General features: G+C 65.3%; 11 protein-coding genes. 3 read left to right on the top strand and 8 right to left on the bottom strand.

Going from position 1 to position 12116, the window contains the following annotated elements; genetic code table 11:
- The first annotated feature begins 148 nt into the window (after positions 1–148).
- Positions 149–1291 (top strand): glycosyltransferase family 4 protein, encoded by a 1143-nt coding sequence (locus R2834_09960; protein MEZ4700641.1) that lies wholly within the window; start codon positions 149–151, stop codon positions 1289–1291.
- Positions 1288–1821: a thioredoxin fold domain-containing protein gene (locus tag R2834_09955; GenBank protein MEZ4700640.1), complete on the top strand. Its 534-nt coding sequence runs from the start codon at positions 1288–1290 to the stop codon at positions 1819–1821. The genes R2834_09960 and R2834_09955 overlap by 4 nt, the downstream gene beginning before the upstream one ends.
- Before the next feature lie 34 nt (positions 1822–1855).
- Here the strand turns inward: R2834_09955 and R2834_09950 are convergent, their stop codons facing one another.
- Entirely contained in the window at positions 1856–2698 is an 843-nt protein-coding gene (locus R2834_09950; protein MEZ4700639.1) for a nitrilase-related carbon-nitrogen hydrolase, read from the bottom strand.
- 14 nt (positions 2699–2712) lie between these two features.
- A complete protein-coding gene (prmC, locus tag R2834_09945; protein ID MEZ4700638.1) occupies positions 2713–3585 on the bottom strand; it encodes a peptide chain release factor N(5)-glutamine methyltransferase in 873 nt (290 codons plus the stop codon).
- Between the two features lie 357 nt (positions 3586–3942).
- Between prmC and glgP the strand changes: the two genes are divergently transcribed.
- Positions 3943–6009 carry an alpha-glucan family phosphorylase gene (glgP, locus tag R2834_09940; GenBank protein MEZ4700637.1) on the top strand — a complete coding sequence of 689 codons (2067 nt, stop codon included), beginning with the start codon at positions 3943–3945 and terminating at the stop codon, positions 6007–6009.
- Between the two features lie 385 nt (positions 6010–6394).
- On the opposite strand, the gene R2834_09935 is transcribed toward glgP, so the two are convergent.
- From R2834_09935 to R2834_09910, 6 genes are all read right to left on the bottom strand, one after another.
- Complete coding sequence (locus R2834_09935) at positions 6395–7222, bottom strand: phenylalanine 4-monooxygenase (protein ID MEZ4700636.1); 828 nt, start codon at positions 7220–7222, stop codon at positions 6395–6397.
- A gap of 130 nt (positions 7223–7352) precedes the next feature.
- A complete protein-coding gene (locus R2834_09930; GenBank protein ID MEZ4700635.1) occupies positions 7353–7565 on the bottom strand; it encodes a hypothetical protein in 213 nt (70 codons plus the stop codon).
- A 53-nt stretch (positions 7566–7618) separates the two neighbouring features.
- Positions 7619–9043, bottom strand: a complete 1425-nt coding sequence (locus R2834_09925; GenBank protein MEZ4700634.1) for a Na+/H+ antiporter NhaC family protein — start codon at positions 9041–9043, stop codon at positions 7619–7621.
- A gap of 143 nt (positions 9044–9186) precedes the next feature.
- The gene (locus R2834_09920) at positions 9187–9762 is read right to left on the bottom strand and encodes a thioredoxin family protein (protein ID MEZ4700633.1); all 576 of its coding nucleotides are present in this window, start codon (positions 9760–9762) and stop codon (positions 9187–9189) included.
- Positions 9763–9792: 30 nt separating this feature from the next.
- Positions 9793–10416, bottom strand: a complete 624-nt coding sequence (locus tag R2834_09915; GenBank protein MEZ4700632.1) for a PhoU domain-containing protein — start codon at positions 10414–10416, stop codon at positions 9793–9795.
- Between the two features lie 151 nt (positions 10417–10567).
- Positions 10568–12085: a glycoside hydrolase family 3 protein gene (locus R2834_09910; GenBank protein ID MEZ4700631.1), complete on the bottom strand. Its 1518-nt coding sequence runs from the start codon at positions 12083–12085 to the stop codon at positions 10568–10570.
- Positions 12086–12116 lie beyond the last annotated feature (31 nt).

Raw genomic sequence — 12116 nt, 5'->3', positions numbered from 1 at the left:
CACGTTTGAAGAGCATGCGATTGCCCTGGTTCGCCCGGCTCCGGGGTTTCTTGTCTGCCCCGCCTACGGTATACTGCCTTCCCCGCCACAGGCGCGCCGCCAGGGCGTCCCGCTTCCCGCCTCATCGAGCCGTACGGCCCGTCCGATCGTGCAAAAGACCCCATACGATGTTGTTTTTGCCCTCACGGGCGAAGTGAAGCGTAACTCGCGGGCCTTGAAGCAACTTCGGCTTCTGGAGCGGCTCGGCTGCAGGGTGATCGTCGTGGATCTGGACGATCCGGCCGGCTCGGGCACCGGCGTGGCCGGTGCGGATCTCCTCTCGCTCGGCCGGCCCGCGGGCAGCGGCCCGCGTTTTTTCTGGGAGGTTCACCGGCGTTTCGCCCGCGCGCTCCGGTCGCTCGATGCCCGGATCTATCACGCGAGCGACCTCTACGTCCTGCCGGCCGTGGGGCGGGCGGCCCGGCGGAGGGGCAAGGGGTTCGTCTACGATGCGCGCGAGCTGTATGCCTTCGTCGCCTCGACGGCGGGGCGGCCGTGGGTGACGACGTTCTGGCATCTGTACGAGGGCTTGTTCATCCGCAAGGCGGACGCCGTCTTCACCGTGAGCGACAGCATCGCGGAGCGTCTGGCCATGATGTACGGCATCGAGAAGCCGCCCGCCCTGTACAATGTACCCGAATGGCAGGAGGTGCCCCGAACCGACCGTCTGCGGGAGGCACTGGGATTGCCGGAGGGCCGGCCGATCATCCTTCACCAGGGCCATCTGCAGCGGAGCCGCGGCGGCGAGAAGCTGGTGGAGGCCATGCGCCGGGTGCGTGGAGCGGACCTGGTATTCCTCGGCGGCGGGGCGTTGCGGCCGGCCATCGAACGGCAGGCGCAGGGCGCGGGCATCGAGCGGATTCATTTTCTGGATGCCGTCCCCCCGGCCGAACTGCTCGCATTTACGGCTTCGGCGGACATCGGGGTGACGCTGCTCGAGGACTCGTGCCTCAACCACCGGTTCGCGCTGCCGAACAAACTGTTCGAATACCTGATGGCCGGCCTGCCGGTCGTGGGGTCCGATTTGCCCGAGATACGCCGCGTGGTCGCCGAAAACGAGGTGGGCGAACTCGTCGATGCGAGCGATCCCGCGTCCATCGCCGCCGGCCTCCAGCGGCTGGTCGACGATCCGGAGAGGCGGTCGCGCTGCGCTGCGCGGGCGAGGCCGGCGTGTGAAACTTTTCGTTGGGAGAAGGCATCTGAACGCTACACTGCCACGTACCAGCGCCTGCTCGCGCTTTACCCGTCATGATTCGTTTTTTTGCACTCGCTCTGTTCTCCGTTGTTTGGCTTCCCGCCAGTTGTCAGGAAGAGGAGGTCGCCGAACAGATCGCTCTGGAGCAGGTCGGGGACATTCCACCGGTCACCTGGATCGAATTCCAGGATGCCCTCATCGCGGCGGACACCCTGGGCAAGGCCCTCCTCGTGGATGTGTACGCGACCTGGTGCCCCTGGTGCGCCAAAATGCAGGATTCGGTGTACACCCAGGATCGCATCCGCTCCTACGTCGCCGAGCATTTCGTGACCGCCCGCCTGAATGTGGAGAAGGAGGACGATCAGATCAACTTCAAGGGCTATACCCTCAATTCCGCCGAACTGGCGTCGGGTTTTGGCGCCGAAGCCACGCCCACGACCGTTTTTCTGACCTCGACGGGCGACTACATCACCCGGCTGCCCGGCTACCTGGACGCGGACGGGTTCATGCACGTGCTCCGCTACATCGGCACCGAGGCGTACAAGCACAAATCCTTTCAGGACTTCGTCGACGAAGAAGCCGGCTGATCGACGGCCCGGCTGATCGACGGCAGGGCCTCCGTTATCCCGCCGCCGGCAGCGGCGCGCCATCGGCCAGCATGCCGTACTGGTCGGCTCTGCGGTGCCTGAAGAACAGCTTCCGCGCCGGCGCCTCCTCACATCGGGCCAGATCGATCTCCGCGTAGACGATTGCCTCGCGATCAGCCGGCCCCTGGACGACCAGCTGACCAAACGGGTCGGTCACGAAGGATTCCCCGCCGAAGTGGAGGACGTCCTCTCGCCCCACCCGGTTCGCCAGCGCCATGTAAAAGCCGTTCTGGAACGAGGCGACCCGCAGTTCCGCCTCATACAGCCCGTCGGGCCATTCCCCAACCGTGCCCGCCTGCGGCACGACGACCAGGTCGGCGCCGGCGAGGGCGAGCGCGCGCAGGTATTCGGGGTAGTGGCGGTCGTAGCAAATGGCCACGCCGATGCGCCCCGCCGCCGTCTCGTACACCGGGATGCCAGTGTCGCCGGGCGTGTAATACCCCTGCTCGTGAAAGCCTTCATACTCGGTGATGTGCATCATGCGCGTCCGGCCCAAAAGCGTGCCGTCGGCGTCGATGACGGGCGACGTATCGAACGCGTTGCCTCCATGGCGTTCGTACAGATTGAGGACGACGACGACCCCGAGGCGCGCCGCGGCTTCCTGGAACGCGCGGGTGGTGGGTCCCGGGATCGGCTCGGCCAGGTCGATGGAGTCCGGTGTGGCGCGATGCTGCGGATAAAAGGGGGTGAAGGCCAGTTCGGGGTAGGCCACGAGGCGGGCGCCGGCCCGGGCGGCGGTTTCGAGCGCCTCGAGGCCTCGGGTTACGGATGCCTCGAGATTCGACGTCGGCTGGTACTGGACGAGCGCTATTTTCATCGTGATGATCGGGTTCAGGGTGTGCGAACGTGAACGAAACGGGCCCGGCCGGCCAGGTCGTCGAGCACGCGGATGCGGGTAAAGCCGGCTTCGGCGAAGCATGCCGATACCTGATCCGCGAAGTCGGAGTAGATCTCGACGATGACGGATCCGCCCGGGCGCAGCGCCGGCCTGGCTTTCCCCGCGATGGCCCGATAGAATACGAGGGGATCCTCGCCGGGAAAAAGCGCCAGATGCGGCTCAAATGCGCTGACCTCCGCCTGCAGGCTGTCGCCATCCTCCATCGGGATGTAGGGTGGATTGGAGAGGATCAGGTCGAACGGCGCGCCGGCTCCTTCATCCAGCGTATCTGCCAGGATATCCAGCCGGTGCCAGACGATGGGCGTCTGCGCGACGGCGCCGTTTTCCCGCGCGATGCGGAGGGCCGGCTCGCTGATGTCGCAGGCGAAGACGCGGGCGTCGGGCCGGCGATGTTTGAGGGCGATGGGGATGCACCCGCTCCCGGTGCCGATGTCCAGCACCCGCGGCGCTTCCTTCCCCTCGATATCGGCCAGTCCGTACTCCACGAGCAGCTCGGTCTCATGGCGGGGGATCAGCACGTCCGGCGAGACGGCGATCCGAAGGCCCATGAATTCGGTGTGGCCGAGGATGTGCTGCAGGGGTTCGTGGCCGGCGCGCCGCTCCAGCATGCGGGTCAGCGCCTCGGTTTCGCCGGCGGTGAGGATGCGCTCCGGATAGGCGTAGAGCGAGGCGCGCCCGACCCCCAGCAGTTCACAGAGCATCCATTCGACATTGCGGCGGGCATCCTCGATGTCTTCGCGGGCCAGGAGCCGGATGGCGTCGCCCATAACGTGCTCCAGACGCGAGCGGGCAGGGTCGTACCTCATGGGCTACTTTTTTGCATCCTTGCTAACAGATGGCGCCAATCGGCCGATACGAATCACAGGCAAATCTCTCGCCCCCTCGAACCGGAAGGCCGCTTTGCAATATAAGAGCGATTCACGAAGTTAAGCGATTGCTTGTGGCCGCGACCAGCAGGGATCGCATCGCACCAGACGCGCCCTCTTGCCTGAATGTGTTCCTGGGTATCCTCTCGGATCGCCCGAACAGCTTAAGATTCCAGGTTCAATGCGCTTTGCAAACCTTCTTTGAACCTTAAGCAGGCAACCAGAAACGGCAGACACATTCCATAGAAGGAAGGTGTTTGCACCCGATACATTGCACTCACTCTACACGCTGTATACATGACGACACGAGAAAAGCTCAGCGCAATAGCCGCTAACCTCTGGTGGAGCTGGAATCCCGAAGCCCAGGAATTGTTCGAGTCACTGAACCCGGCGATTTACCTGGCCTCCAACCGCAATCCGGTAGCCGTCCTCCGGTCGCTGGATGACGCGTCGCTGAGCGCACCGGTCGTGGCGGCGCAGGTGGATCGCGTTTATGCCGATTTCCAGGCCTACATGACGGGCACGCCGCGTTACGGCGATGCGCCGCGCGTTTCCTATTTCTGCATGGAGTACGGCCTGCACGAAAGCCTTCCGCTGTATGCCGGCGGCCTGGGCATTCTGGCCGGCGACCATGCGAAGTCGGCGTCCGACCTCGGCATTCCGTTCGTCGCGATCGGCCTTTTTCTGCGAAATGGCTATTTCCGCCAGTACTTCGACCATTCGGGGTGGCAGCAGGAAGAATATCCGGTGATGGATCCCGCCGAGCACCCGGTGACGCTCGTCACGGACGAGCACGGCGATCCGATCACGGTCACCGTCCATCTCGGCACGCTTCCCCTCGAAATCCAGGCGTGGCGCGTCGATGTGGGGCGGACGACGATGTACCTGCTCGATGCCGACTTCCACCGCAACCCGCACGAGTATCGCGGCCTCACCGGCCGGCTCTACCAGAACGGCCGCGCCGTCCGCATCCAGCAGGAGATCGTGCTGGGCATCGGCGGCATCCGGTTGCTTCGCGCGCTCGGCATCGAGACGGATGTGTACCACATGAACGAAGGCCATTGTGCCTTCCTGACCTTCGAACTGTTGCGCGAACGCCTCAGCTCGGGTAACATCCTGTCCGACAACAGCTTTTCGGAGGCCGAAGCGTGGGTGCGGGATCAGTGCGTGTTTACGACGCATACGCCGGTCATGGCCGGCCACGACCGCTTCGATCCGTCCATCTTTATCGAACAGATGGAAGGATTCCGCCAGCAGCTGGGCTTTTCGGAGCACGACCTGCTGAGCTACGGCCGGGTGCATCCGAACGACGTGCACGAACAGTTTACCATGACGGTGCTCGCCCTGAAACTGGCGCGCACCTCGAATGGCGTTTCCGCGCTGCACGGCGAGGTCGCCCGCCGGCAGTGGGCGCATATGTATCCGTCGCTCCCGGTCAGCCAGGTCCCGATCGGGCACGTGACGAACGGCGTCCACCTGCCGACCTGGACGGAACCCAGGGCGCAGGCGTTCCTCACGAAACACCTCGGCGACTGGCGCCCGCACGCGGCCGACCCGACGTTCTGGAAACGCATCGCGGAGATTTCGGATGAAGACCTCTGGGCGCTGCGTACGCAGCTGCGTCACGCGCTCATCGACGAGGTCCATTCCCAGCTCAAGACGCATTCGTATCCGTTCAACAGCCGGCTCGATCCCGAGGCGCTGACGATCGGCTTTGCGCGGCGCTTCGCGCCCTACAAACGCGCCGGTCTGCTCTTCCACGACATCGAGAGCGCCATCGCCCTCTTCGCCCGCGAAGACCGGCCGATCCAGATCCTTTACGCCGGCAAGGCGCATCCGGCCAATGACGAAGGCAAGCAGATCATCCAGCAGCTCTTCGAGGTGGCGAAACACCCCGCGATCTCCGGCAAGGTCATCGTGCTGCAGGATTACAGCATGGCCACCGGCCGGCTGCTGGTATCGGGCTGCGACGTCTGGCTGAACAATCCGCGCCGGCCCTATGAGGCCAGCGGCACCAGCGGGCAGAAGGTTACGGTGCACGGCGGACTCAACCTCTCCATCCTCGATGGTTGGTGGCCGGAAGGCTACAATGGCCAGAACGGTTGGGCGATTGGCAACGAAGCCTCCGCCGATCCGAAAGACCACGCCGTACAGGACCGCGAAGACGTCCGCTTCCTGCACGAGGTCCTCGCCAACGAGGTGATTCCGATGTTCTACAACCGCGACGCAAATGGCTTGCCCCGTCAGTGGATCGAACGGATGCGCCAGGCGATGATCACCCTGCCGGCCGCCTTCAGCGCCCAGCGGATGCTCATCGACTACATCGAGCAGATCTACCGGATGCCGAGCGCGGCGAGGGCGTGAGATGGAGCGCCCTTTGGGCGCGGTCACTGGGCATGAACGACCGGAGGTCGTGTCATGGGCGCCCTATGGGCGCGGTCATTGGTCATTGCGCCCTATGGGCGCGGTCATTGGTCATTGCGCCCTATGGGCGCGGTCATTGGTCATTGCGCCCTATGGGCGCGGTCACTTCTGCGCTATCATTGGTCATCGGGCACTGTGCATGGGGAACCTGCCTGGAGCGACGCGTTCGACCAGTGACCAGTGACCAGTGACCAGTGACCAGTGACCAGTGACCAGTGACCAGTGACCAGTGACCAGTGACCAGTGACCAGTGACCAGTGACCAGTGACCAGTGACCAGTGACCAGTGACCAGTGACCAGTGACCAGTGACCAGTGACCAGGGTTTCAGACCAACCCGCGGCCTTTGGCCCAGGTCTTGAACCCATCGACCAGTTGGTCGAAGGATTCGAGGACATAGAGGATGGGTTGCAGGTGCCACACGTCGTAGTCCTGGACGGTGATGGCGTCGGTGGAAAAGGGGCGCACGTCGACATGGTCCGAAAGGGCGTGCACGACCTCGTCTTTTGACGAGAGGATGCCGGCGCCGAAAATGCGCAGTCCTTCGGCCTGTTTGATGAGGCCGAACTCGACGGTGAACCAGTGGAGCCGCTCCAGCCGGGGGCGATCCGCGCCGCGTGCGTTGAGCGCGGCCTGCCCGAAGAGCTGGTAAAAATCCGCGAACGCCGGCTCTGTCAGCATGGGCATGTGGCCGAACATGTCGTGGAAGCAATCGGGCGCCGGGGTATAGTCGATCTCGTGCCGCCCCCGGATGTAGTCGGTGGAGGGGAAGATGCGCTGGGCCAGCAGCTCGAAGAACTCCTTCTCGTGGAGCAGTCCGGGGATGCGTGCGACCTGCCAACCCGTCGCCCGGTGCAGCGCCTCGCTGAGATCGCGGAGCGCCGGGATGCCGGCCGGTGTCATGCCCATCAGGCTGACGCCGTTGAGGTAGGCCTCGCCGGCGCGTCCGGGCAATAAGGCCATCTGCCGTTCGAAGAGCTGGCGCCAGGTTTCCTGGTCCGCCGGCGCGTAGGCAGGGGGGATGATCTGGGGCCCGATGGGGGGCGGGCCGTCGAGGTACTGGGGAACGCAACGGGGATCGATCGATTCGGCCCCCGCCTTTTCAAACGCCGAACGCTCGTCGTCGAGCAAGGCGGTCGTATTGGGATCTATCATCTTGTAAACCAACCATGTATGTAGAAATCCGGAAGCGCTTCCGGTATGGGTTTACTACCCCAGGGGTATCGGCCAGGATCCTGGCGACCGAGAGGAATCGCGTAAAATATCCCCGATGACGCCGCGTGCTTCAGGCGTCTTCGCCGCTGCGGCGGATGAGCAAGGAAACGACGATGTAGCCGACGAAGGCGCTCCCCGCGAAGCCGGCGGCGAACCGCGTGACCTGCCACGCGCCGCTGAACAGGAAGTCCGAAAGCAAGCCGACGACGCCGAACAGCAGCCCGAAAACGAGCGCCCCCGATAGCACGGTGGGCCAGGAGTCAAAGGCGGAGCTGTCGAACATGGCGGTGGCAGGAAATGGGGCGTGGCGTCCGCACCCGGAACGGCGCGCCGGCGCTATGCGAAAACGCCGGCGACGATAAACGCCACCAGCGCCAGGCCGGCGACGAGCAGCGTGTAGGGGAGCTGCGTGTTGACATGATCGATGTGATCGGACGCGGCGGCCATCGATGAGATGATCGTCGTGTCGGAAAGCGGCGAGGCGTGATCCCCGTAGACGCCGCCCGAAAGCACGGCGCCCAGCATCAGCGCCGGCGAGATGCCCAGGCCGTCCGCGAGCGGCAGGGCGATGGGAATCATGATCGCGAAGGCCGACCACGACGACCCCAGCGTGAACGAAACGAGTCCGCTGACGATGAAGATCGCCGATGGCAGCCACCACGCCGGCCCGTCGCCGCCGATCAGGCCGACCAGGTAAGGGCCCATTTCGAGTTCTCGGGAGACCTGCCCGAGCGCAAACGCAAAAACGATCAGGATGGTCACCGGCAGGAGACCGGACGCGCCCTTGAGGATCAGACCGGTCGCCTCCACGGGCGACATCACCCGCTTTCCGTTTCGCGGGATGCTGTAGAGCAACATCGCCGCGCCGATCCCCATCGTCACGGCCCACAGCACCGAGGTGGATCCGCTGCCGGCCATCAGATGGCCGTTGCCCGTGATCCAGAGGCCGACGAAGATCATGCCGACCATGACGAGGATGGGGACGACGAGGTCGCGCATCTGAAACGGCGCACCGGCGATCGGTTCGAGGCCGGCGACTTCATCGGCGATCATCGGACGTGCCCCTTCGCGCAGTGTCTGCCCCGTGGCGAGGGCTCGCGCCTCTGCGCGACGCATCGACCCGAAACTCCAGCCGGTTATCGCCAGAAAGAGGCTGAAGAGGATCGTGAACCACGAGAAGAAATTGAACGCGAGCGAGGTGGCGAGCAGCTGCACCGCCGAGGTGTCCGCGATGCCCTGCGCGGCGAGCAGGCCGAGGATATACGCGCCCCAACCGTTGAGCGGGATCATCATGCACACGGGCGCGCTGGTCGCGTCGCAGTAGTAGGCGAGCTTTTCGCGCGGGATCCGCAGCTTCTCGAAAAACGACCGGCTCACGGCGCCGACGGTCAGCGACGTGATGCTCGATTCCACGAAGATGAGCATCCCGATCACCCACGCCAGCAGCTCGGCGCCCCGTCGTGTCGTGCCCCAGCCCCGGGCCTGCGCCCATCGAATAAACCCCTCTACGCCGCCGGATGCCTGCACCAGGGCGATCAGGCTGCCTACGAGCACGCAAAAGAACACCACCCGGGTGTTGCCCGCATCCGCGAACACGGCCACCAGTTGATCCCCCAGTTCGCGGAGCCCGAGGATCGGGTTGCCGCCGGCGATGATGGTGGTGCCGACCCACAGGCCGGCAAAGAGCGAGAGGTACACTTCGCGCGTCCACAACGCGAGCCCGATTGCGAGGATCGGAGGCAGCAGGACGATCCAGTCCATACGATTCGTGCTTGGCGAATACCGGTTGGCGTACGAGATGGTCAGAGTGTACGGATCGAACGCCAGGGATCAAAGAAAGGCCGGGGCGATGCCTCGATTTACGGCGCCGCCATGCCGAGGCTCACCTCTGCGCCCACGCGGCGTCAGTCGGCCCGCTTCCACTTGATGCTGCATCCCATCGCGGGGTGCTGGGGACCGTCGTATCGGCCGGTGGCGAGGAGCGCTTCGATGACCTTACGCAGTTCACCACCGTGCGCGGTGCCCATATTGGGGCGGGTCTCGTCGAATCGGCCCCGGTACGCCAGCTTGCGGTTCTTGTCGTACACGAAGAAGTCGGGCGTGCACACGGCACCGTAGGCGCGCGCCGTCAACTGCGTCTCGTCGTGCAGGTAAGGGAAGGGCATGCCGATCTCCCGTGCGCGCTCCGCCATCTTGTCGAAGCGGTCTTCAGGATGTGTCGTGGCGTCGTTGGAGCTGATGGCGACGAACTGGGCCTCGTTTGGTGTATAGGTCTTCGCGAGCGCCACGAGCGCGCGTTCGACATGCACCGCGTACGGGCAGTGGTTGCACGTAAACACGACGACGAGCACTTCGGCCTCGTCGTACTGGCGGAGGCTACGGGTAGTCGAGGCCTCGCCGTCGATCCAGGGATTGGCGATGGGGAGGTCGAAGGCGTGTGCCGGCGTTCCGAGTTCGGTGGGTTGAGATTCTACGGCCATCGGGTGTGGGTCTTGATGGGGGAGCAGGTGTCAGGGAGCTTCGGGAGCCGCCGGCGCGCGGTGCATCTGGTCCAGCGGCGAAACCACCGTCGACGCGATGTTGGCGAGGTGCGAGCTGACGCGGCTCAGCATGCGGGCGGACATGGCGTAGACGACGGCCTCATTGGGCGTGATCGATGCCTGGTTGGCGACCTCCGTGATGTACTGGGCCGCCTGCAGCTTCAGCGACTCGTGCGCCGTCATGATGTTGCGCGCTTCTTCGGGGTTGCCCTTGAAAAAGCCCTCATGAATCATGTTGAACAGGCCCAGCACATCGTCGCGAATGCTGCGGAGCGGACTCACGAGCGGGCCGAGACGTGGCTTGTGCGCGAGATCGGCCATCTTGGCGAGCGACTTCGACAGATCGCCGATCCGCTCGGCTTCGTGCACGATACTGATCAGCTTCAGGCTGAACACGAGATCGCGTTCTGGCCGCATCGTCAGGTGCTCGAGCACGGCGCGCCGCATCTTCTGTTCGCCTTCATTGATCTGGGTGTCGAGGCGCTTGAGGTCTTCGCTGAGGATTTCGTTTTCCAGCAGGTAGGCGGTGGCGGCCGCGAACATCGTCCGGCCCGTTTCTACCATCGTCTGGACTTCCGCGCGCGCCTGTTCCACGAGCGGAGGGTAGTTGTCTCTGAATATATCGAAAAAGCTCATAGTGCTGGATCAGCCGGCATGGGAAAGGGTGTTCGGGATCTTCGTCCCGTCGTCAGGTAAGGCCTTTCTCTAACCGAAGGAAGGCCGGTATTGATTCACCGGACGCCGCTTAGCGGGGAAGATACACGCGCAGGATGTGCTCCGCGATGGCGTCGACGGATGCGGGCACGTCGCTGAAGGAACACACCTGCACGCCGGCATCCGGGAACGTATCCATCACCTGCGGGCTCCCCAGCACGGCCAGGACCGCCGGGCGGGATGCGAAGATCCGGGTCGCCAGCGCGTGCATGGGTTCGGGCAGCCCGAAGGCGTGCCACGCAGCCGGCTTCACGATCGCCGCGACGACGACGGCGCCGGCGTCGCGCGCGCGGAGGAGGGCCGTTTCGTAGACGCTCGCGTCGTCGTCCCGACCGATCTCCATCCACGAGGATCCCGCCTCCTCAGCCAGCCGGCTCGCCAGATACGGAGCCGGTCTGTCGGTGCCTCGCGCAAACGGGTTCAGGACGATCCAGAGCGTATCCGGCCCGGTGCGCAGTGCCTCGTCGGTGAGCCGGCGGCTGTGCAGGGCGCTACGGGCGACCTCGGCGGAAAACGCGCGGTGGGCGTCGGCGCTGTCGGATGGCGCCCCGGCGGCAGGCCGCGCAGTCCACAGCGCTTCGACCCGGCGGATGGCGTCGTCGAGCCGTTCTTCGGGCACGAGTCCTCGCTCGACGGCTTCGACCACGCCGCGTACGGCGGCTGGCGGGTCGAGGGGGTCCAGGATGATGTCGACGCCGGCCTGCAGCAACGCCGCCGCGCGCTCGGCTTCGGTGGCGTACCGGTCGCGGACGGCGCCCATGATGAGGCTGTCCGTGACGACGGCGCCCTGAAAGCCGAGCCGGCCCCGGAGCAGGTCGTGCAGGATCGGGCGAGACACGGTGGCCGGCGTCCCGGAGGCGTCGAGCGCCGGGTAGGCCACATGGGCCGTCATGATCAATTCGACGCCTTCCGCGATGGCGGCCCGGAACGGCGCCAGGTCATGGGCGACGAGCACCTCTTCGGCGTCCACGACCACCGGCAGTTCGGCGTGGGAATCGGCGTGCGTGTTGCCGTGGCCCGGGAAGTGCTTGGCGGTGGCCAGCAGGCCGCCGCGGCGGCAGCCCCGGATGTAGGCGCGCACGAGCGACGCCGCCTTCTCGGTGTCGGACCCGAAGGCGCGCGTGCCGATGATCGGGTTGCGCGGGTCGCGGTTGACATCGGCGACGGGGCCGAAGACGATGTGGATGCCGGCGGCGCGCGCCTCGCTCGCCGTGATCGCTCCAAAGGTCTCCACGGCCGTTTCGGCGTCCGCCCCGAGGCGCTCGAAGGCCCGGGCATGCGGGAAGAGGGTGGCGCCGGCGAGCTGCTGCCCGGCCCCGCGTTCGATGTCCGAAGCCACCAGGATGGGATGGTCGCTCTCCTGCTGTAGGGTGGCGAGCCGCGCCGGCGTGGTCCTCAGGTCGCCATGGAAGAGCACGAGCCCGCCGAAGCCGTATGCTTCCTGCATGCGCCGAAACCGGTCGAAGTCGGCTTCCACGGGGATCGGCGGCGGCATGTTCGATCCGAGGCGCGGGAAGATGATGCGGGCCGCTTTCCGGTCGAGGCGCATACGGAGGCGAGAGGGTTATGGTGTGAGGGCC

Source organism: Rhodothermales bacterium (genome assembly GCA_041391505.1).
Lineage (GTDB): Bacteria > Bacteroidota > Rhodothermia > Rhodothermales > JAHQVL01 > JAWKNW01.
Note: the sequence above shows the minus strand (reverse complement) of the source record. Positions and strands in the feature narration are given on the sequence as shown.

Coding starts and splice junctions, on each gene's coding strand:
- R2834_09955 (MEZ4700640.1), top strand. CDS start 1,288: ATGATTCGTTTTTTTGCACTCGCTCTGTTCTCCGTTGTTTGGCTTCCC.
- R2834_09950 (MEZ4700639.1), bottom strand. CDS start 2,698: ATGAAAATAGCGCTCGTCCAGTACCAGCCGACGTCGAATCTCGAGGCA.
- prmC (MEZ4700638.1), bottom strand. CDS start 3,585: ATGAGGTACGACCCTGCCCGCTCGCGTCTGGAGCACGTTATGGGCGAC.
- glgP (MEZ4700637.1), top strand. CDS start 3,943: ATGACGACACGAGAAAAGCTCAGCGCAATAGCCGCTAACCTCTGGTGG.
- R2834_09935 (MEZ4700636.1), bottom strand. CDS start 7,222: ATGATAGATCCCAATACGACCGCCTTGCTCGACGACGAGCGTTCGGCG.
- R2834_09930 (MEZ4700635.1), bottom strand. CDS start 7,565: ATGTTCGACAGCTCCGCCTTTGACTCCTGGCCCACCGTGCTATCGGGG.
- R2834_09925 (MEZ4700634.1), bottom strand. CDS start 9,043: ATGGACTGGATCGTCCTGCTGCCTCCGATCCTCGCAATCGGGCTCGCG.
- R2834_09920 (MEZ4700633.1), bottom strand. CDS start 9,762: ATGGCCGTAGAATCTCAACCCACCGAACTCGGAACGCCGGCACACGCC.
- R2834_09910 (MEZ4700631.1), bottom strand. CDS start 12,085: ATGCGCCTCGACCGGAAAGCGGCCCGCATCATCTTCCCGCGCCTCGGA.